At 48.0% G+C, this 22,735-nt stretch carries 17 protein-coding genes; 14 read left to right on the top strand and 3 right to left on the bottom strand.

Going from position 1 to position 22,735, the window contains the following annotated elements; translation table 11 throughout:
- From BO18_RS19320 to BO18_RS19270, 11 genes are all read left to right on the top strand, one after another.
- A complete protein-coding gene (locus tag BO18_RS19320; RefSeq protein WP_034449020.1) occupies positions 1–966 on the top strand; it encodes a diacylglycerol/lipid kinase family protein in 966 nt (321 codons plus the stop codon).
- 138 nt (positions 967–1,104) lie between these two features.
- The gene (locus tag BO18_RS19315; RefSeq protein WP_242856595.1) at positions 1,105–2,331 is read left to right on the top strand and encodes a methionine gamma-lyase family protein; all 1,227 of its coding nucleotides are present in this window, start codon (positions 1,105–1,107) and stop codon (positions 2,329–2,331) included.
- Between the two features lie 9 nt (positions 2,332–2,340).
- Positions 2,341–4,722 carry an HlyD family efflux transporter periplasmic adaptor subunit gene (locus BO18_RS19310; RefSeq protein ID WP_034449018.1) on the top strand — a complete coding sequence of 794 codons (2,382 nt, stop codon included), beginning with the start codon at positions 2,341–2,343 and terminating at the stop codon, positions 4,720–4,722.
- A gap of 1 nt (position 4,723) precedes the next feature.
- The gene (locus tag BO18_RS19305) at positions 4,724–5,461 is read left to right on the top strand and encodes a YggS family pyridoxal phosphate-dependent enzyme (RefSeq protein ID WP_185752515.1); all 738 of its coding nucleotides are present in this window, start codon (positions 4,724–4,726) and stop codon (positions 5,459–5,461) included.
- 175 nt (positions 5,462–5,636) lie between these two features.
- A complete protein-coding gene (gene sepF, locus BO18_RS19300; RefSeq protein WP_034449017.1) occupies positions 5,637–6,131 on the top strand; it encodes a cell division protein SepF in 495 nt (164 codons plus the stop codon).
- A gap of 176 nt (positions 6,132–6,307) precedes the next feature.
- Entirely contained in the window at positions 6,308–6,961 is a 654-nt protein-coding gene (locus BO18_RS19295) for a hypothetical protein (protein WP_034449016.1), read from the top strand.
- A 30-nt stretch (positions 6,962–6,991) separates the two neighbouring features.
- A complete protein-coding gene (locus BO18_RS19290) occupies positions 6,992–10,135 on the top strand; it encodes a diguanylate cyclase (protein ID WP_034449015.1) in 3,144 nt (1,047 codons plus the stop codon).
- Between the two features lie 74 nt (positions 10,136–10,209).
- Positions 10,210–12,510, top strand: coding sequence for a GGDEF domain-containing protein (locus BO18_RS33125; protein WP_051688960.1), 2,301 nt, complete (start codon positions 10,210–10,212; stop codon positions 12,508–12,510).
- 37 nt (positions 12,511–12,547) lie between these two features.
- The gene (locus BO18_RS19280) at positions 12,548–14,194 is read left to right on the top strand and encodes a hypothetical protein (RefSeq protein WP_034449014.1); all 1,647 of its coding nucleotides are present in this window, start codon (positions 12,548–12,550) and stop codon (positions 14,192–14,194) included.
- Complete coding sequence (locus tag BO18_RS19275; protein WP_034449013.1) at positions 14,191–15,495, top strand: sensor histidine kinase; 1,305 nt, start codon at positions 14,191–14,193, stop codon at positions 15,493–15,495. The genes BO18_RS19280 and BO18_RS19275 overlap by 4 nt, the downstream gene beginning before the upstream one ends.
- A 150-nt stretch (positions 15,496–15,645) precedes the next feature.
- Positions 15,646–16,311, top strand: a complete 666-nt coding sequence (locus BO18_RS19270; protein ID WP_034449012.1) for a response regulator transcription factor — start codon at positions 15,646–15,648, stop codon at positions 16,309–16,311.
- Between the two features lie 56 nt (positions 16,312–16,367).
- Here the strand turns inward: BO18_RS19270 and BO18_RS19265 are convergent, their stop codons facing one another.
- Both BO18_RS19265 and larA read right to left on the bottom strand, forming a co-directional pair.
- Positions 16,368–16,988, bottom strand: coding sequence for a phosphatase PAP2 family protein (locus tag BO18_RS19265; RefSeq protein WP_051688959.1), 621 nt, complete (start codon positions 16,986–16,988; stop codon positions 16,368–16,370).
- A 76-nt stretch (positions 16,989–17,064) separates the two neighbouring features.
- On the bottom strand, positions 17,065–18,318 hold the full coding sequence (larA, locus tag BO18_RS19260; RefSeq protein ID WP_034449011.1) for a nickel-dependent lactate racemase: 1,254 nt from the start codon (positions 18,316–18,318) through the stop codon (positions 17,065–17,067).
- Between the two features lie 441 nt (positions 18,319–18,759).
- On the opposite strand from larA, the gene glnA reads away from it, so the two are divergent.
- Complete coding sequence (gene glnA / locus BO18_RS19255; protein ID WP_034449010.1) at positions 18,760–20,184, top strand: type I glutamate--ammonia ligase; 1,425 nt, start codon at positions 18,760–18,762, stop codon at positions 20,182–20,184.
- A gap of 39 nt (positions 20,185–20,223) precedes the next feature.
- Positions 20,224–20,631, top strand: a complete 408-nt coding sequence (locus tag BO18_RS19250) for a hypothetical protein (protein ID WP_034449009.1) — start codon at positions 20,224–20,226, stop codon at positions 20,629–20,631.
- A 68-nt stretch (positions 20,632–20,699) separates the two neighbouring features.
- Here the strand turns inward: BO18_RS19250 and BO18_RS33120 are convergent, their stop codons facing one another.
- Positions 20,700–21,401 (bottom strand): HAD family hydrolase, encoded by a 702-nt coding sequence (locus BO18_RS33120; protein WP_051688958.1) that lies wholly within the window; start codon positions 21,399–21,401, stop codon positions 20,700–20,702.
- Between the two features lie 268 nt (positions 21,402–21,669).
- Here BO18_RS33120 and hrcA point away from each other — a divergent pair, with 268 nt between their 5' ends.
- A complete protein-coding gene (gene hrcA, locus BO18_RS19240; protein ID WP_051688957.1) occupies positions 21,670–22,716 on the top strand; it encodes a heat-inducible transcriptional repressor HrcA in 1,047 nt (348 codons plus the stop codon).
- The last annotated feature ends 19 nt before the right edge of the window (positions 22,717–22,735 follow it).

Here is a 22,735-nt window from a genome sequence, read left to right as displayed (position 1 = left end):
ATGAAGAAACTCTTTATCGTTAACAGCAGAGCTGATCAGAAAGCCCTGGCGAGGTTTAGGGCCGCATATGCCAGGTGTTCGGAGGAGAACCCTGATGCCGCTTCGGTAATTTATACGGAATTCGCGGGACATGCCGGCGAGGCCGCTTCGAAGGCCACAACGGAAAAAGACCTGCTCGTAGTCGCGTGCGGAGGCGACGGTACCATACACGAAGTCGCCAATTCCCTTGCAGAGTCAGATACTCCCATGGCCGTTATCCCTTTGGGTACCGGCAATGATTTCACGAGATCGGTCATGGATGAGAACCACAGGAGCAATCCCGATGTTTGTGTCGGCGATCTCTTCCGCGACGGCTATAAGATCAAGGATTCAGATCTCATAAAAGTAACATCCTACGACAGTGACGGCAACAGGATAGATGCGAGTTCGGCCTGGTGTCTTAATGTCGCTTCGATTGGTTTAGACACAGAAGTCCAGCTCAGAGCAAAAGGGAAGGTTCTCGCCCATCCCAATTCGGGTTTTGTCAGGAGCACTGCATACATCTCGTCGGCTCTGGGATGTATCTTCGGCAACAGGACATTTAATTTCAGGTTCACGACACTCAGAGGCGACGGCAAGCCGAATGAATCGGCAAATACGGAATATACTCTGATCGCCGTCTGCAACGCATCCTTTTACGGAGACGGTTTCTGTCCCGCGCCCAAGGCGAAGATCGACGACGGCCTTATCAATGTCTGCGCCATCGATGCGGTAAAGCTTCCGCGCGCCCTTTATCTCTTGACCAAGTACAAGAATGGCAAGCACGAAGGCTATAAGAATGTCGATACTTTCGTTACTACGAGGATCACCGTTGAAGCAACCGGAACCAAGGATCTTAACGGCAATTACGACGGCGAGGACTTCTCGGGTCATAAAGTGTCATTTGAATGCTATCCGGGAGCTTTAAAGCTGGCTGTTTACGGGTAAGTGTTATATTCCTCGCGTTGCCCGGATATATCCACTCTTCTCGCAACCCTTGCAAGCAAGTTGCTCGATAGAGTGTTATAATTACAAGTTATGAATGAGTTTATAAAAGACAATATCGGGAATTACGGAAGATACGGAGTGAGCGGAAAGGCCCTCGAGGCGGCTGTCAGGGCTGAGGAGGCGCTGGCTGACGTTTACGCGCGTATCGATGACATCGTAACATATAACGAGCTAAAGGTGCTCGATGCTTTCAGGAGTGAGAAGTTTTCGGACACGCATATGGGTTCCACATCTGGCTATGGCTATGACGATGTGGGCAGGGAGAAGATAGAGAATATATTCGCTAAGGTGTTCGGTGCTCCGAAGGCTTATGTCAGATGGCAGATCAGTTCCGGTACGCAGGCTATTTCGGCCATGCTCTACGGCGCATTAAGGCCCGGTGACATTATGCTCTCCGTTACGGGAAGGCCTTATGACACGCTCATGGCGACTATAGGTCTCTCGGCTGACAAGAACGATATGTCCCTTATGTCATACGGAATAGGCTATGAGGAAGTAAGCCTCAGGGAGGACGGTTCGCCCGATCTGGAAGCCATAAGAGCTGCGATCAAGCCTGAGACAAAGATGGTATTCATCCAGAAATCCAGGGGTTATACGGGCAGAAGAGCCCTCCTTTGCGATGACATAGAGAAGATCGCATCTCTTGCTCATTCGATAAGAGAAGACATTATCGTAGCCGTTGATAACTGCTACGGCGAATTTACCGAGAAGAGGGAACCGACAGAGGCCGGTGCGGATGTTATCGCGGGTTCGCTCATAAAGAATCCCGGCGGCGGGATCGCAAGGACCGGCGGATATATCGCAGGAAGGGAAGACCTGGTCGAGAATGCGGCAAGGCATCTTACCACTCCCGGTCTCGGAAGCGAAGTGGGTCCCACGCTTGGAGCGAATGCCATGATCGCCAGAGGACTTTTCACTGCTCCTGCCTGTGTAGGCGAATGTCTCAAGGGTGCGGTTTTTGCGGCTGAGATACTCAGCGGTGAAGGTTATAAGACGAGTCCTTCTTCCACAGAGGCAAGAGGAGACATCGTTCAGACAATAGAATTCGGAGATCCTGAGAAGATGAAGCAGTTCTGCGGTGCGATACAGTCGTGCTCGCCTGTGGATTCTTTCGTTACACCCGTGCCGTGGGATATGCCGGGTTATGAGGATCAGGTAATAATGGCAGCAGGCGCCTTTGTTCAGGGCGCAACTACGGAACTCTCATGTGACGGCCCGATCAAGCCGCCATATATTGCTTACATGCAGGGAAGCCTCGCCAAAGAGCAGGCTAAGCTCGCCTGTATGCTCGCGATCGGGAGGTAAGGGATAGTAATGGCCGACGGAAAACAGTGGTATAACAGCCCGGAAGGGCAGAACGATAAGAAACAGGGCGGAAAGCTCTTCGGCGGAAAGAAGCAGGGAAAACCTTCTTCTCCGCAGCAGAAGATGTCTTCCGGAAAGACGGGCGTTGCTCCTGCAGGAAAACAGGGCGGTAAGCCGTCTGCTGCTTCAGGTATGAAGTCTTCGGGAAGACCCGTGCAGAAAGCACCGGGCAAGCCTGTCAGCGGCAATTCCGGCAAGCCTGTCCAGAAAACTTCCGGCAGACCTATGCAGAACATGGGGAAGACTGCGGGTTCTGCTGGCAGACAACCTGTGAAGCAGGGAAAGGGCGCGCAGCCCGTAAAGGGAAGCGCAAAGCGTCAGGTCAACGGAAAACCTGCATCAGGGAACGGACAGCAGATGCCGTATGGTGTTCCTTACAAGGACCAGAACGGCAAAGACATCAATCTCGGGATCCGGGAAAAGAGCATTATCCCTCAGATGGATAAGTCCGGTGTTTCTTCGGATGTAAAGCAGCAGAACATTGGCACCAAGGCATCCGCAAAACAGCAGGGCCGTGACGCAAAGGCATCTTCCAATCAGCGTGCTGAGGACCTGAAGTATGCCAAGGCCAAGTCAAGAGCCGAGAAGCAGGAACGCGACAAGGTCCTTGAGAAACAAAAGCGTCTTGAACAGGCTAAGATCAAAGAGCAGCAGAAGATCGAGAAGAACGAGCATAAGCGCAAGAATCCCTCGCAGAAGAGTGCTGAGGGACGTGCTGTAAGGAACGGCTTCCTGGGAGCAGTGGTCGTTGCAGCGGCTCTTTTCGTTCTCGTATTCGTAATACACCACTTATATGACTTCCTTGCTGAGAAGCCAAACTTCTCATTCGTTACGACGGGTGCGGTCGAGCATACTATCGGTGCGAGGGCTCTCATCGTAAGAGATGAGGATGTTATCACCAGCACAAACGCAGGTGAACTTGTAACACAGATCACGGAGGGTTCCAGAGTCGCCAAAGGACAGGAACTCGCTATTGTTGTTCCCGAGGAGATGAAATCCGTCGTTCAGGACCTGAGAAACGTTCAGTCACAGATTTCCGATGTACAGCAGGAACTGATAATGCAGGGCGGTGTTGCTGAAGCTGACACCATTTACAGGAACTATAACAAGAATCTTTCCGCGATCCTCGATTCGGTAAGATTTGATGCGATGAGCGGAAATCTCACGAATATGTCTTCCTACGGATCTTCGGTAAACGTTATCCTGGATGAACGTGAGGACGAGATGAGCAGGATCGATTTCGAGGACGACAGGATTTCTGTTTTGAGAACTGACGAGAAGGTTTACGAGGCACAGGTCGAAAAGTATGCATCTGTTATCTCGGCGCACAGGCCCGGTATCGTATCGTTCAGACTCGACGGTAAGGAACAGCTCCTTAACTACAATATGTTCCTTGCTATGCCCGCATCTGAGATAAAGTCATATATAAACAATTCCGTCGGTGCGATCTCTTCAGACCTTAGCGTCGAAGCTGATACCGCGGTAGTTAGGATCGCTCAGAACGAGAGCCAGTATCTTACGGTTTATCTGTCGGCCAACGATGCTGCCGTATCGGATTTTGCCATTGGCACGCTTCATGACATTAACGTCCGTACCGAAGGTCTCTCGATCGACAACTGCAAGGTCGTACGCTGCGAGAGCGATGCGTCCGGCATGCTCATTACTTTCGAGACTTCAAGATACGTTGAAGACCTTCTGGATCTCAGGACCGTTGATATCGAGATCGTCATCACGGAGACAGACGGTATGAGAGTATCCGTACCGAGCCTTGTCAATGCCGATTATGTACAGAGGGGAAGCACTGCTTTCTGCGTTTACTTCTATCCTGATGAACTTGTCAGCGAAGATACATTTGCAGAAGGTTCGATGTTTAACGTTACGATAATGCCCAAGACTCAGAATGACAACGGTGAAGCTCTGTATGAGGATCCTGAGGACATTCCGCCGAATTCCTCTGTCGGTGGGTGCTCGGTAATACACACTGAATCTTTCGAAAACGGCGGCCTGCTTGTTGCATTCGCGACGCCGAACGATTATTCCAACCTCAAGAAGCTCGACAGGATATATTCCAAGGGTTACACGGCTAACTTTGTCGACACGGCAACGGGACTCGGAAAGTCTTCCAAGAAGATTATGGTATCCGATTATTCGGGAATCGCTTCCGTATATACGAACAACCAGGGATTCGTTGAAGAGGTGCGCGTAATCCTGCTCGATAATGACAGAGAGTTCGCGATCATTGACCAGGTCGGAAACGCATCAGTACCGAATCTCGATACTGTCATCATTACTAACCCCAAGACTGTAAAGCCGGGAGATAAGGTTGATTGATATGGAATATGATTACAATGAAGATCTGATTAAGATGATCTCCGATAATATCCTGAAGGTAAGAGAATCGATCGATGAAGCAACGGCTAAATCCGGTAGGGAAAAGGGAAGTGTTACGCTCATAGGCGTCACAAAAGTATTCCCTGTGGAATATGCCGAGGCGGCTGCCATGAGCGGACTTAAGGATCTCGGTGAGAACCGTGTCCAGGAACTCGTTCCGAAGGTCGAGCGTTTTTCCGCATTGGATATAGATGTCAACTGGCATCTTATAGGTACATTACAAAAGAATAAGGTTAAGTATATCATCGGAAAGACAAGCCTTATCCATTCTGTAAACAGCATTGAACTTGCCGAGGAGATATCTAAGAGATCGGTTAGTAACAATGTTACAACCTCTATTCTGTTACAGGCAAATGTTTCCGGTGAAGAGAGCAAGCACGGCTTTGCTCCGCATGAATTGAAGCCTGCTATAGATAAGATCATGGCTCTTCCTTCCATCAGCATAAGAGGCCTCATGACAATGGCTCCGATTGAGACATATGAAGGTCAGGCGAGAGAAGTCTTTGCAAAAACAAGAGTAATATTCGAAGACCTTAAGTCATATACCGGACTTGAAGGCTGGGATGTCTTGTCCATGGGTATGAGCCAGGATTACAAGAGCGCTATCTGCGAGGGTTCAACGCATATCAGGATCGGCACAGCAATATTCGGTGACAGATCTCAATATAAGCCGTTGTAACATTGTTCGATCAGAAAACGTTCATTTTTGTTACATCGTTGTAATATAACCCTTTTAAAATTACCGTCTTATGTCATATTGCCCAAATTTATTGAAGTAAAAGTCAAAGTTCGTTAATATCCGATTATGTTATATGAATGTCCTTGGTCGGGCGAATAATTAAGGAGGAAAACAAATGGGCAATTTTAGTTTTAAGGGTTTTATCGACAGCATGTTTACACCTGTAGGCGGCGGACAGCAGACAGAAGAGCAGGAATTCTACGGTGAAGATATGGGATATAACCTTGACGAAGAAGAATCTTTCATGCAGGAGCCTATCACTGAGGAAGTTTATGATGAAGAGCCCCGCACTTTCGTTCAGGAACCCGCTGTTACTACACCTGTAATGCAGCATAACGCAACAGTTATCATGCTTACACCTTTCGATATCAGAACAAGCCAGATCGTTTGCGATCACATCCGTGAAGGTCATATCGTAATCTGCAACCTCACTAACACAGAAAAGAACCAGCGTGTAGTTGACTACATCAGCGGCGGTGTTTATGCATTAGGCGGCAGAGTAGAGCCCACACCTGTTAAGACAACTTTCGTTTGCACACCTAAGTCTGTAAATCTCGTTGTTGAGAACCAGGATGCAGAAGCAATGGGTACAAAGGTTTCCGCTCTCTGATATAAAATAAATTTCGAAAAATATGACTGCCTCAAGTGTCCTTCACCTGAGGCAGTTTTATTTTGTATGGATAATGACATTCCCGAAAACAGCGTTCTTCTTGAATTAAATATCTTTGTTAATATATAATAGATTGAAAATTGTTTTTTAATCCGTCCTAAGAGGAGGCTTTACAGATGACAACAGAAGATCGCGAGTTTTTATTCGATCATGCTCAGCAGCTGTCTGAGATACTTAATGAAGAATGTGTCGAGCTCTTGGGTATGCTCGAGAAGATAGAAGACAGAGTTGCGATCTCACGTCGCATCAACAAGTTAGAAGATGACGGCGATCATGTATTCCACGAATTTGCGGACAGATTACATGCCGTTGAACCCGATCCCGAGAAGAGGATAACCGTCTTCCAGATGGCAAGACATATCGAAGAGTGTGTTGATATGCTCGACGAGCTCTCCATGACGATTGTACGTTACAACACGAGGACTGTAAATCCGGGTATCAAGGCAAGCGTTAATGCCATTGCCGGCTGTGTAAAGAAGGAAATGCATCTTCTGAACCTCATGCGCACATACGAACCTGAGAATAAGGAACTTTTCATCAGGGCGATCAATGAGTTCGATGCTTTCAAGGTCGATTTCTACAAGATGTATGACATGCTCATCTTCGGCCTTTTCTCACAGGCTCACGATACAGTCGATATCATCAGATGCAAGGCCATCTATGACGCGGTTAAGGATATCTTCAAGGCATTTGAAGTCAGTGCCGATGACTGCTACAAGTACATGATGGCCAGGAACAACGATTCCGATTGTTTTAAGGCTGACGAGTAATACATTTAATATTTTTCAGACCGTTCCTGAATGCGTACCAAGATCTCTTTACCGGACGGCTTTCATGTAGTCTGGTCCGACGAATTTAACAACAGTTCCATCAACGATGCCATATGGAGTGCGGAAACACGCGCCCCCGGCTGGATCAGCGGCGAACGTCAGGAATACTGCGGCGATCAGTGTCTTGATATCAAGGACAGTTGTCTTTGCATCAGGCCCAAGATCACTACAAACAATTCCGGCGAACTCAGATATCTTTCCGGAAGAGTCAGCACATACGGCAAGCGTGATTACACCTACGGCAAGATTGTAGCCAGGATCAAGGTTCCGAAGGCAAAAGGTCTTTTGAGCTATATACGTCTTATGCCGACGGAAGCCTACGATGAGGCCTCGTCAGATTACAGGGAATTTCCTCTGCACGGACAGATCGACATAGTCGAGATCGCGGGCGGAAGGACCGATGAAGCTGTTTCACGTGTAGCTTTCGGATATCCGTATACAGAACGATCCGGAAACTTCAGAAGGCTCAATACAGATTTTTCTTCAGAGTTCCATATCTTTTCCTGCGAATGGGATCAGGACGAGATCATCTTCTCCTGCGACGGCAAGGAATATTACAGAACGTCTTACTGGTTTGCCAGGACAGGTGAGACCGAAGAGCCTTATCCCGCGCCCTTCGACAAGCCTTTCCATGTGGTCATCGGAGTTTCCGTCAGCGATGACAAAAAGGGAAAAGGAAACGACGGCCAGGCGGAACTAAAGGATAATGATTCAGAGCTTCTGGTGGATTATGTCAGATACTATCAGAAGGCTGTTTATGACAGGGATGTCGTAAGGCCCGCACGCATACTTTCTCTCGATACCGGAGATGCAGATCCTTCAAAGCCGAAGCAGGTCGGTGATTACAATTCTTTCTATGTTGCCGAAGGCGATCTTAATACGAATGTCAGTTTCATGGAAGACGAGCTCATTATCACGCCGTCGTTCATTTCGGGCGTATCGGGTGAGACGAGGCTTCTTCAGAACGGATTCTGTTTTAAGCAGGGTGTCTCCTATGAGTTCTCTTTCGACGGAAGAGCAGATGAGGAACGCAACATAAAATGTCTTTTCGTTTCTGACGATGAGGAGCAGAAGCCCGTTACGGAAGCATATTCGATAAGACTCGACCGCAACTGGCAAAAGCACAGGATGCTCTTTGAGCCTTCCGGGGATTTTGACAGCGCTTCCATCATTTTCGCCATCAGTGCCATTTCAAAAGCGTCGATACATATCCGCAATATCTCGCTCAAGAAAAGAGAGGGAAATGACAACAGGCGTAAGATAATCGCCGTATGCGGAGTGTGGGACGACTCGGACAATTTCAGCCTTTTCCTCAACGCTCTCCAGACACCTGAAGTGACGAAGGATTATGTTATCGCAAGCTTTACTTTCAACGTTAATAATCCCGACACCACGCAGGCCGAACTCGAGAAAGAGTTTGCGGATCTGTTATCGAGGATGGAACTTGCTTCGATCATTGTTTTCGGTGAGATGATCAAGACGAGAGAGGTCATTGAGCGCCTTGCCGATATAGGCCACAGGATGGATGTCCCTGTCATCACTTTCCAGTATCCTCTGAACGGATGCGTAAATGCTGATTTCGATTACGGCACGGGATTTGAGTCCGTCGTGGAACACGTTGTCACGGAGCACGGCGCGAAGAAACTCGACATGTTTGCCGGTTTTAAGGATAATCCTTTCTCTGAAGAGAGGATCGCGATATTTAAGAAGGTTCTCGAAAAGCACGGCATCGATCCTGATTCCGCGAAGATCTTCTACGGTGACTTCTGGCAGGCGCGCGCCCTCACGGTAATGGATGAAGTTCTTGAGGACGGATATGAGCTTCCCGATGCCATCATATGCGCGAACGATTCGATGGCCTTAGGCGTATGCGATTCGCTCCGCAAAAGGCAGATCAGGATACCGGAAGACGTAATAGTTACGGGCTTTGACGGCATATGGCAGGGCAGATATAACGATCCGGTACTGACCACATGCGAACTTGAATACGAAAAGATCCTGAAGCAGATCCTTTTGAGGATACGCGATTGGGAAAAGATGAAGAGCATTAAAGACGATTCCTTCCTTATCCCTTACAGGTCAAGATTCATGCAGTCCTGCGGATGCAAGAAGCTCTCTGATTTCCCATGGTCGGAAATAGTTGACGAGCTTGCTGAAGAGAATCAGGATGCATTTAGGCATATGCTCGAGATGGGTCGCTTTGTCTCACGCATGACGGCTACCGACAATCTCGACGAAGCTGCGGACAACTTAAGAAATTCACTCTGGGTGTGGAAGAGCCAGTATTATTTTGTCGGCGTATTGGAAGAGGATAACTGCTGCCACAGCGTTTTCCACGGCAGATCTAACAAGTACACGAATGCGCAGAAATTCTACCGGATGAAATATCCCATTCCTGATTATGATCTGATCCTTGCGCCCGACAGCAACATCAATGTGCTTCTCTTCAGGCAGATAAGATCGAGCACGGAAACATTCGGTTACGTTGTCAACGGTTATGATGTCATCACGTTAAGATCCGAGCAGCGTTTTGAAGAGTTCAGTCTCTTTGTAAACGCTGCGGTCAATGCCGTAAACAACAACAGAAAACTCATATCAACGAACAAGACGAACGAACTTCTCTCAGAGCAGGATTTCCTCACGGGGCTTTATAACAGAAGAGGTTTCTTCGCAGTTATCAACAAGCTCCTTAATACGCCCGCAAATGCAGGCAGGATTCTTTCTTTGTTCTCCATAGACATGGATAAGCTCAAGGCCATAAACGATACGTACGGACACGAGAACGGCGATGTCGCGATACAGACGCTCGCGAGGGCGATAATGAAGTATGTTAAGGACAACGGAGTGGCTGCCAGATACGGCGGTGACGAGTTTGCTTTCGCGATAGTCAGCGACAGGAAACATGAAGAAGAAGTCAGGGATATCCGCAACGAGATCGAGCAGAACGCAGATGCGGATCCGGCCATGACCGACAAACCCTTCGAAGTCGGGGCGAGCCTCGGTATCTCGGAGCGTGTGATAGACAGGAATATCGACATCGAAGACATGATCCTGGAAGCTGATTCCAGGATGTATGCCGACAAGATGGCAAGGAAGAGACTGCACGGGATCTGATCTGCTGACTGCGTCAGATATAGGATCTGTTCTGTGATAAAATATCGTCAGATTTTTTTAAGGAGTGGCGGAATATGAAGCGAAGGATCAATATCGGATTTGTCATTGATGACATTGATAACTATTTCTCCAACCAGGCTGCCATCGGTGCCGAGCAGGCAGCAAAAGTACTGGGTGCGAACCTTTTCGTTTTCCCCGGCCACTACATCGGAAAGACAGACAGCAAGTATGCCGATAAGAGATATGAATACCAGTACAACACGGTGTTCAGTCTTCCCACAGAGCGCAATGTCGACATCATATACATCCTTCAGGGCATGATCTGTTCGAGAGCCGACATCGATACGCAGAAGCGCTTTTTGCAGGCTATGCCGAATGTCCCCATCGTATGCCTCTTCTCGGATTTTGAAGGTTATCATTCGGTAACTTTCGATAACGCATCGGGACTTCGCAGTCTTCTCGTTCATCTGATCAATAAGCATAAGGCTTCGGATATAGGTTTTGTATCCGGCCCTGTTACAAACCGTGACGCCAGGGAAAGACTCGACATTTACAGGAGCGTTCTCAAAGAGAACAACATTCCTTTTGATGCACACAAAATCGTATACGGTGATTTCTCGATGGCGAGCGAGGATGCGGTAAACGAACTCCTCGATCAGAACGATCATCTGGATGCCATTGTTTTCGCAAACGACTCGATGGCCGTCGGTGGTTATAACGCACTCGCGAAGAGAGGTCTGGTTCCCGGCAAGGATATCCTTATCGCGGGATTCGACGACGACGTTTTCTCTATCTCTTTAGAGCCGCCTCTTACGACGGTCGAAGCAAGTTCGGCATCGCTCGCATATAAGGCTGTGCTCAATGCCGAGAACTATATCAACGGTTCCGCGTTAAAGGACATGACGGTCGAGACGCACCTCGTGCAGAGGAGTTCCTGCGGATGCGATGATTTCGATATCGGCGTAATGTACGAGAGACTGAATATCGCTGACTGCGAGAATGACAGCACGGATTTTATCGCAGGAGTAAAGGATTATCTGTTTAATGATTTTGTCAAGACCGAAGCAATAAATGTAGCTCTCGAGGATTTTCTGAGGTCATATATCGAATTCCTGAAGGCTGACGAAAAGCAGGCCGTGATAGAGGAGATGGACGGGAAATTCGCAAAGCTCTTGAGAACTGATCTTTTCGTGCTCTCGACGAGAGAAAAGTGCTTTAATACCATCCAGGCAATGCAGAGCAAGGCACTCGAGGCATTCGGCAACGATCATGACCGTGTGCTTGTAAACGAGGTGTTTGCAAGATACTTCAGACGAATGACATTCTCGGGTATCCTTCCTGTCAATTCGGCAAGGAGAAGGAGCGAGAGAATGCGCGGAATGGTAAACCGCCAGATGGGTGAGGTCTTCCTGAATGAGAACGGATTCAACATTCCGTATGAGCATCTCCTCGGAGGATTCAGCGGACTCGGATTTACGAGGTCGTTCCTATATCTTTTCCAGGGTAATATCAAGAACCACGGTATGTTCAACTGGACTCCGCCGACATCCATCCTGTTAAAGGCCATAAGTGACGGCGGAGAACTGAAGACACTGACCGATGAACAGCAGCTCCTGCGTACGGAGAGCATCTTCGAAAATGAATTCATTACCGGAGATGAGCGCCGTACCATGATAGTTTCTCCGCTCTTCGTGGGCGAGGATGTATACGGACTGCTCGTAAACGAGCTTCAGATTTCTGATTCTTTCAGTGTGTCTTCTGTATCTTCACAGCTGTCTGTCACGCTCAGATCTCTCTTCATGATGGAAGAACAGAATAAGGTCAAGCAGGCTCTGCAGAATTCACTTGAGAGATTTATCAGGGATAATACGATGCTCGAGGAGATTGCCCAGAAGGACGAGCTTACCGGACTTTATAACAGAAGAGGCTTTATCTCCAATTCCGAGAAGGCTCTGGGAGATCCTGCCAACCAGGGCAAGATCGCGATCATATGCTATGCGGACATGGATAACCTCAAGATGGTAAACGACGAGTTCGGACATGATGACGGGGATTTTGCGTTAAGGACTATCGCTCAGGTCCTGCAGGAATCGTTCAGAGATTCCGACATCATCGGAAGGTTCGGCGGCGATGAGTTTATCGCTCTTGCCATTACCGGTGCCGACTGCGATACCGTAGCCATGAAGAGCAGGATAGAGAAGGTCACCAAGCGTTATAACAAGTTTGCGAACAAGCCCTATCCGATCGAGATGAGTACAGGCATATACAAGTTCAGAGTAACAGGCAATGTCGATATCTACGATGTCATCAATAATGCAGACGGACTTCTCTATCAGGAGAAGATAAGAAAGAAGACTGGCAGAGACATACGTTGAGCTCCTGACGGATAATGCGGAAAGGACCTGAACTGAAGTGAGACTGATCAAACAGCACAAGACTTCATCGCTGTTTTTGGCTTTCTTGCTCCTTGCGGGGATCTGTAATCTCCTGACCAGATCAGAGAATATGCTGCTGAGCAGCCTGATGTTCTGTCTGAATGCTTCGATACTGATAGCGCTGGTTGTCTTCTGGATGCAGACGGTAATGACGAGGATCCTTCCGTCCAGAGCAAGGAATTACATTATCACAGCCGGTTTTTCGATGATCCTGTATCTGCTCTTAAGGATATTTAAGTACAGGGTGATCGTGAATTCGGTGGTGATGAACAGGTTTGCGGGCTACGCTTATTATGTCCCGTTGCTTTTGCTGCCCACTTTGTTATTGGCAACATCCGTTGCTCTTGCTTACGGTGATTCCGTGACAGGAAGAAGGATGGAATGGGTGATCTTCATCTCGGCCGGATTAGTCACTGTTATCCCGCTTACAAATGATATTCATCTTCTTGTCTACAGTCCTACAGTGGAGCTTTCAGCGTTTGATCTGGAATCGGGATCGTATGTCTGGGGACCTTTCATGTATTTGATCTGCGGATGGATGTTCCTTGAGCTCCTGATCGGACTTATGATCCTCTTCAGGGCGATGAGAAAAAAAGAAGGCTGGCTTGTCGCAGCGATAGCCACTTCGCTCTTTGCCTGGCTTGCCACCACTTTGCTCTATTCTTTCGTGATCAACCGTCTGAGTCTTCCAAGGATGTTCAATTCAGCAGAGATCGACAGCTTTTTTATGCTCCTTATCTTCGAGTTCTGCATCAGAAGCCGTCTCATACCTCACAATGAAAAACACGCGGCCTTTTTCAGGAACCTGAAAGTTCCTGTTCTCATAACCGACATGGATATGCATGTTGTCCATGAAAGTGCCGCCCCGATCAAGGCAGACAAAGAGATTCTTATGTCGACCGGAACAGTGCCGGTCTATCTTGATGAGGACACGAGACTTTCGCGGATGAAGATACGTGCCGGATATGCGTTCTGGACAGAGGATGAACATGAGCTCCGTGAGGAGCGCAGACGCCTTGACGAAGCCAATGCGCTGATAAGCGAGGAGAACGGTCTTATCGAAATCGAGAATAAGCTAAAAGAACAGAAGGCCAGGATCGATGCGCAGAATCAGGTATACGGGAGAGTCGCCGCGGCAATATGGCCTAAGCAGAAGAGGATCGATGTGCTTCTCGATAACACTGATCCCGGATCTCCTGATTTTGGTAAGGCACTCGGCACAGTATGTGTGTTTAATGCATATTCAAAGAGAAAGACAAATCTTCTCCTCCTTTCGGAAAATACACTCCCGAAGAGCAACCGCGAGCTCTTTCTTGCTCTTTCCGAATCTGCAAGATTCCTTAAGTGCTGCGGTATAGATGCGGCTGCCATCGGAGACGAGTATTCGGAGATGTCTCTGTCAGACATAAACGATCTTTACGATACTTTTGAGACAGTATTGGAGACTTATCTTTCCGTATTAAGGAGAATGACTGTTTCACTTATGAAGGACGGCATACGTATCGCGATGGAAGCCTCTGAGGAAAAAAAACTTCCGCAAACTGTTCTTCCGGTAATCTTCAAGGAAAGCGACGGGCTGCTGTTCTTTACGATCAGAGCGGGGCAGAAGGGAGGCACTACATGATGGATGCACTCTGTACGATAACGGATTCCTGGATGTGGTACCTGATGTGCTCGGTATCACTGATCCAGCTGGTCGGAGCGATCACGATCCTTTTCCGTACTGTTTTTGATACCCATAAGATCAGACCTCTCATTTTTGCAGGAGCGAATGTCCTGCTCTCATTCCTTGTGTTCTTTGTGTTTATGGATTGCTCGAGAGTAGTGAGCGGCAGCGGAGAACACTGTTTTATGCCGTTCCAGCTCATGATGTCCGAACTTCCGTCTGTCTTTTGGGCAGGTGTTGAAGTGCTCTCCGGAATCCTCCTGCTCATCTGCAGCCGTGACAATATGAAGTACAGGACTACGAACCTGACATCAGATACCGTTATCGAGACTGTAAACCTCCTTCCGGAAGGTATTGCCGTAAGCAGCCCTGAAGGTACGGTACGGCTGTCCAATCTCAGGATGAATAAACTCAGCAAGAAGCTGACGGGGGAGATCCTTTTCGATGCAAATCTGTTCTGGTCTCATATTGAAGAAGCGGGCAAAGAGCAGGGCGGCAAATATCTTATCCGTACTCCCGATAAGGAAGTATGGTTCTTCGGCAAGGACAGTTTTGAGATCGGAGGAACTCAATACGAGCAGATCACGGCAACAGATGTTACCGAGCGATACAGGATCATTGATGAACTCGAGGCCAAGAATGAGCGTCTTCAGGATATCCATCGCCGTATGAAGGCGGTTACCGAGCTGTCCGGAGATATGTTTGTCGCCCAGGAGGAAGCAGATGCCAGGGCAGCTCTTCATAATCAGTTGGGTCAGGTACTCCTCATGGGGCGTCACTACATAAATCATAAGGATACGACTGATCCCGGCGTAGTTTACATGGCCACCAGGCAGATGAACATGTTCCTTCTCGGTGAAGCAGAGGAGCCATATCTTGGTGAAGATGATGCCCTTACAATGGCTGTCTCCATGGCAAACAGCATCGGTGTCCGTGTTGATATGACAGGAAACACTCCCAAGGAGCCTGAGATCCGTAAGATTCTTGCACGTGCGGTCACTGAGTGTGCGGCCAATACCGTTAAGCATGCGGAAGGCGATAAGCTCCAGGTGGATCTCAGTGCTGATGAAAAGAAAACTGTCATTACGGTTACCAATAACGGAAAACCGCCCAAGGGAGCAATTACCGAAAGCGGAGGACTTCTCTCACTGAGAAGAAATGTCGAGGAAGCGGGCGGCAGGATGACAGTAGAATTCTCTCCCGGGTTCCTGCTTACTATCGAAATGGATAACTTGACAGACAGTACAGAAGAAAGTTGATCTGCCATCCCGAAAATCATTTTTCCGATCAAAAATGGTACGAATGGGTGATTTCCAAATAATCAAATTTTCTATACGATATACGCGTGGTATCAGATAAGCTGTGGGGACTTGTCTGATCATCAATACTGAAAAGAAAGGCGGATCTGTATGTCTGACAGTACTTCCAAGACACGAGTCGTTGTTGTAGACGATCAGAACATTTCCCGCGGTTTCTTCGAGATGTATGTGCGTGCCGCATCGGATTATGTGCTTGTAGCCGGTCTCAGGACTGCACAGGAAGCAATAGATTTTGTTGAAGGCAGGAGCATCGATCTGCTGATAATGGACGTCATGATGCAGGACGGCGTCGACGGACTTACCGCAGCAACAAAGATCAAGCAGGAGCATCCTGATATCAAAGTGATCCTTACGACATCCACATCGGAAACCAGCTGGGAAGAGAAGGCAAAACAGGCCGGTATCGAGAGCTTCTGGTACAAGGAATATGATGAGCACGGACTTCTGGAGATCATGGAAAGGACCATGAAAGGCGAGTCTGTCTATCCTCTGGACCAGCCGAAGGTGCCTTTCGGGAAAATCACCAGGGCTGATCTCACAGAACGTGAACTTGAGATCTTAAGAGAACTCACGGCAAGCATGACAAATGAGGAGATCGCCGAGAAACTCCAGATATCAGTCAATACCGTTAAGAGACATATCCAGAACATCATGGAGAAGACTGGTTTCGAGAGCAGGCTCGATCTTGCGACAAACGCGAAATTGTTAGGACTTGTCGTCAGCGACAAGGACCGGATGAAAGACGGAACGGAATGATCCAGGGAAGAATTGTTGATGATCTTATCTTTGACAATGTCTTATAAGTGAACATTTCACTTATGAGACACCCCGTTTGTTTTCAGAGCATGGAATTTTCTTATGGCAAAGTGATAAGAAAAATAAGCTATTACACCGGAGCCGATGCCCAAAAGGATCCCTCCGATAACATCCGTCGGGTAGTGAACTCCGACATATAGTCTTGAGAATGCGATGATGACGGCATATAAGATGACGGGGATGATCGCAAGCTTATATGCCGTTGATGTTTTGGAACGTGAGATGCTGCCGTTCTCTCCGATCACGGGAAGACCTAACAGCGCAATGAGAAAAAGGGCTATGGCTACAGAGAAAGCCGCACCGGAATGACCGGAAGGGAAAGAAAAGTCCTTCTGTTTTCCTACCAGGCATACAAGGCCGTCTATGACCTCATAAGGTCTTGTCCTCGCGACTGCGTTCTTGATCACGAGATTCGTAAGGAGAGTTTCGATAATGATGCTGACTGCGGTAATGATACCGAATCTTCTTGTTTTCGGGATGAGGACAATTGCAACTACAAAGATTATCAGTGCAAGTCCGTAATCTCCCGTATGTGTTATAAAAGTCAGGAAGGGAGTAAGCACATCAGACCTGATGTGTTCCTGGATATAGAGTAAGAAGTCGGCTTCCCAGCCCATCGTTAAACCTCGCGAAAATTAGTACTACAGAACATATTGTAATACTTATTCTGTTACAAACCCGTGCCAATCAGATTTATTCTTCGGGCGGCATCGGCAGTGTTGCACCGCCGAACGGCATGCAGATGACAGAGCAGTCTTCGCCGTATCTTGCGTAAGCCTCGTCGAATGCTTCCTGTGCAGAGTGCATCGGTTCCAGGAATATCGATCTTACAAAGTCGTCGTCCATCTCGGAGATAAGAACGATCTTTGCATGCTTTAATACCATTGCGATAGCAGCTGCCTTGTGGCCGCCTAACTGGAAGTCTTTTCCGACTCTCTCGATAAGTTCATCCGGGGTGTTTGCAGTAGTGAGCCATTCTTCGAATTTTGCGCTTCCGAGACCTTCATTGCAGGCTCCGATAACGATTATCGTGCCGCCGTCTGCCACGGCATATTTTGAATTGTCCAAAGCCTTCTGTGTCTGATAAAGGTTGGCGTCCTTGGGCGCGCCTCCCTGTGAGACTATAACGATGTCAGCCCTTCTCTTTAAGGGCTTTCTGTACATCTTATCAAGATACTTGCAGCCTTCCCTGTGAGCCTTTGTAACGTCGCCTGCAACGCAGTAGACGATATGCTTGTGCTCGTCGAGGATGGGGTTGACGATGAAGCTTAAATGGCAGAATGTCTCCGATTCTTCGATGTCTGCTCTGATCGGGTTTCCGTTGAGGTTGCCCGCACATGCCTTTTCGTCTACCATCATGCGGTGGTTGGCCTGGATCGCGGAAGGCGTGGAGACGCCGGGCATAAGTGCCTTTGCGCCGCCTGAATATCCTGCGAAATAGTGGAATTCGATATTGCCAACGCCGATCCTGAAATCAGCTTCTGCAACGCTTCTTGTGATATCAACGGGCGTTCCTCTTGATGTGTCGCCCATGTGGATGCAGTCTGAAGGATCAGAGTCGATGCATCTTACTTCGCTGTAAACGCGCTCACCGACGAGTCTTTTCTTTTCTTCTTCGGTATGAGGTCTGTGTGATCCGAGCGCGAAAACAACATAGATATCTTCCTTTTTGCATCCTGCAAGATAGAGCTCGTCGAGGATGGAGGGGATTACGTCAAAGCTCGGAATAGGCCTTGAGATGTCGCTCGTTATGATGCAGATCTTCTGGCCAGGCTTTACAAGATCCTTGAGCCTGGGTGAACCGATTGGGTTTTCGAGCGCATAGACGACGGCATCAGGACCGCGCCTTTCGTGTTCTATGTCGTTTGCTACAAGTACCTGATCGAGATTCTTGTCAGGGATGTCTACCGTCTGTATGCCTTTGCCGTAGCCGAATTCAACTTTCATATAATGCTCCCGCACAATTTAATTTTTATTATTTTACATTGTCGGAGATCTTTCTCAATAACGAAGGAACACAAAAGCGAAAATCGTTAAGTTCTTGTATTTGGTGATGTTCATGCATCCGGTGTGATAGTATTAGAAAAAGAGATGGGGGAGACGGAACATGGCTGTGTTTGAATTGTTCACCGATGCTGATCTTATTCTCGAGATGGCCTTGCTTCCGTTTACGCTCTTTCTCCTTCTGTTTTTTATCATGTGGCGTAAAGACAAATAACGTTCTTGTGCAGATTGCTTTTTTTATCCTACAAAAAAGGGCGTTTTGCCCCAGTCTGAACAAGTTTTTTTGACATTCCCTATGCTATGATTTTACAAGATAAGCGTTGATCCGGATATGCAGCAACATTCCGGGTCAGTGTTTGTTGTACTTTAGCGGAGGTGGAATATATGCTAAGTAACTTTGAGGAAGCGAAGAACTTCATTCAGGAAAACGACATCAAGATGATCGATTTCAGAATGATCGACTTGAACGGCAGATGGCATCATCTGACGATCCCGGCAGACAGGTTCTCAGAATCTACAATGACAGCCGGAATAGGATTTGACGGCAGCAACTATGGTTTTGCACCGGTCGAGAAGAGCGATATGGTATTTATCCCTGATCTCTCGAGCGCAGCTATCGACGATTTCTGCGAGATCAAGACTCTTTCCATGATCGGCGATGTCAGGATCATCGGCAAAGATGCCAATATCCCTTTCAATCAGGAACCGAGAAACGTCAGCAAGCGTGCTGAGGAATACATGAAGGAATTAGGCGTTGCCGACACATTTCTTCTAGGACCTGAGTTTGAGTTCTATGTTTTCGACGAAGTCACATATGCAAATAAGCCCAACAGTTCCGGATTTACACTTGACGGTGCCGAAGCATTCTGGAATACGGGCGAATACGGCAGTCTTGGTTTCCAGACACCGCATCAGGGCGGCTATCATGCAGCTCCCCCGCAGGATATCGCTTATGACTACAGATCCCGCGTATCCATGCTCATGGAGAACCAGGGCATCAAGGTCAAGTATCACCATCACGAAGTAGGCTCTGCGCAAATGGAGATTGAAGTCGAGTTCGCTCCAATGACTGAGATGGCTGACAAGACAATGCTCACAAAGTATATCATCAGGAACGAGGCAGTTAAGGAAGGCAAGACAGCCACATTCATGCCTAAGCCGATCTACGGGGAGGCAGGTTCCGGAATGCATGTCCATATGCTGATGTTCAAGGACGGCAAGCCGGTCTTCTACGACGAGAACGGATATTCGGGTCTGTCACAGACCGCGCTCTACTTCATCGGTGGCGTCTTAAGACACGTTTCGGCTATCTGCGCATTCTCGAACCCTTCGACGAATTCTTACAAGAGACTTCTTCCTGGCTTCGAAGCGCCCGTAACCATCGGTTATGCGACCGCCAACAGAAGTGCCGTCATCCGTATCCCTGCGTATGCCAAGACACCTGACAAGAAGAGATTCGAGCTCAGGAATCCTGATGCCACCTGCAATCCTTACTATTGCTATGCAGCCATCCTCATGGCGGGTCTGGACGGCATCAAGAATAAGATCGATCCCGAAGCGGAAGGCTACGGTCCATATGACTTCAACCTCTTTAATCTTTCTGATGAAGACAAGAAAAAGATCAAGGGTCTGCCTAAGTCTTTGGGTTCAGCTTTGAAGGCTCTCGAAAAGGATCACGACTTCCTCACAGCAGGCGGCGTTTTCCCGATCGAGCTCATAAACATCTGGATCGCAAACAGAAGGAAGGATCTCGGACGTCACATCTCGATGCCTACTCCCATGGAGTATGAGATGTATTACGATCTCTGATATAATCTCAAAGCAAATCAAAATCATAGGAGATAAAAAATGTCACAGCTACTCAGGATCAAATGTCCTTCATGCGGGAATGTCGTAGATGTTGCCGGTAACGGTACATGTGCTAATTGCGGCAATCCGCTTGTCCTTCCGGAGGATGGTGTCATCCAGATTTACCGTATGGGTTCGCCTTTTGGTATTGCAGTCGGAATGGGAATCTATCTCAATGAGAATCCTTTGGGACATCTTGCAAATGCCGAATCCATCAGGATCCCCGTGCCCTACGGTCATTACAAACTTCACATGACTCACGGTGCAAGCAGAAAGTGTAAGGATATCGAGTTTGACGTTACACCGGAAGAGAGATTCATTTATGCTAAGGCTCATCTCAATATGGGCTTCATCTCAAACACGGTCGTCATCGAGAAGGTAACGGCTGACCAGATGCCAAATCTCTGATAAGGAGCTGTAATCTGAATTATGGCTGTCTCATAAGCGTTTAACTGCGCTTGTGAGACAGTTTTTATTTACAGATCAAGAAGTCCCTTCAAAGCTTTGATAAGTTCTTCGTCGGTGAGAACTTCGATATCCGGCATCTTCTCAGGAGAGGGAAGACCTCTTCTGTTTATCCAGAGGGAATGCCAGCCGGAATTGATGGCGCCCGTTATATCCTTGTCGTAATTATCGCCTATCATCCAGAGTTCGTCCGGAGATAATCCCAGGCGTTCTTCCATCAGGCGGAATAATCTGACATCGGGTTTGGGAAAGCCTGCTTCTCCTGTGACTATCACGTTCTCATCCGAAAACCATTTGTTAAGGCCGAGCATCGTGACCTTGTTGCGCTGGTGCTTCGATTCGCCGGCGGTGAGAATGGCCAGTACAGTTTCCTTATCGGCGGCAAAAGCGTCGAGCGCTTTCTTCATGTCTTCGCTTATGAACATGTGGCTTTGAAGTTCAAGATATGCGTCTGCTGCCAGTACACCGTCGCCATCATCGTAGGGAAGTCCCATAAGCCTGAACGTCTCGTTGTAGCGCCAGCCGTTTATTTCCCTGGTCGTGATCTCGCCTGATTCGAGAGCGGCCATGTTTATGTCGCTTTTCTCATAGAAGATCCTGATGAACTCGCGCCAGTCGCCGACTTTAACGCCGAGCACTTTCTCGGCGGCCTGTACCAGCATGTCCTGTCTGCAGTACAGGGTGTCATCAATGTCGAAAACGATGCCTTTCATGGATCCTCCGGTTTAAGGTTAAGTTAAGACAGCTTTGTTAAAGCCTGTACTATAATAAAGCAGTTTGAGAAAAATGGAATAAGGGATATTTTTCTTAACGGCACGGATCCTGACACCCTGCGGCCTCCCGGAAAGGCCGTTTTTCAAGGCAAATGGGCCGCCTCAGATTTCCCTCAAATAATCATTTGACTATTTTTGACTTTAAGAGTATATTGTTGTTGGCACTCGATGGGATAGAGTGCTAATCGGAGAAGGGAGAGACCAAAAGATGCCGTTGGACAACCGCAAAAAAGAAGTTTTGCATGCCATCGTCGATGACTATGTATCAACAAATGAACCTGTAGGTTCCAAGTCGCTCATCGAGCGCCACAATTTCCAGGTAAGCTCCGCTACGCTCCGTAATGACATGGCAGAATTGGAGCATATGGGCCTCATCGAGAAGCCTCATACATCTGCCGGAAGGATCCCTTCGGACAAGGGTTACCGCGAATATGTCAACTCGCTCATGACCATCGAGGAACTGTCTCCCAAAGAGCAGCTCGAGATCGAGAAGAGGATAGATTCCAGCGTAAATGAAGTCACCGATCTTATCAAAAATGCCACATATACGCTTTCCGAGGCAACAGGCTTCGTATCCCTCGCAATGAGCCCGAGACTTAAGAAGAGCTTTTTGAAGCAGCTCAAGATCCTCATGATCGAGCCCGGCAAAGCACTGGTCGTAATGGTCCTGTCTGCAGGCGTTGTAAAGGATAAGGTCGTAAGGATCCCTAATTTTCTTAGTGACGCTCAGATCATGAAGATATCCGGCGCGATCGAGAAGAACCTTACGGGCAAGCCTTTAGACGAGATCACTCTCGTAACGGTAGAGTCCGCAGGCAAGGGAACAGAGGTCCCCGAGCCGCTCTTAAAGCAGGTTCTTTACGAGGCTTATGCAGCGATAAAGCAGGCAGATGAGCTCAACATCTATCTCGAAGGCGAGCACAGGATGCTGGGTCTTCCTGACTTCAGTTCCATGGGAAGGGCAAGAGATCTTCTGGGTACTCTTTCCGATTCCGGAATGGTTGCAGGATACGTAAACGAGATGGAGAACAGCAAGCAGGGTGCAGACGATTCCTTCATGATAAGGATCGGACAGGAGATTACGCTCGAAGGTCTTGATGACTGCAGCTTCATTACGGCGACATACAATCTGACAGATTCCGTATCCGGAAACATCGGAGTAATAGGACCCAAGAGAATGCTGTATTCAAAGGTCATATCGCAGATAGATTTCGTTAAAAAGAAGCTCGACAAAGAGATGCGGAATTTTATCTGATACATTTAAGAACGATCAA

It is taken from the genome of Butyrivibrio sp. AE2032 (assembly GCF_000702965.1).
This window is presented reverse-complemented; position numbering and strand designations above follow the sequence as displayed.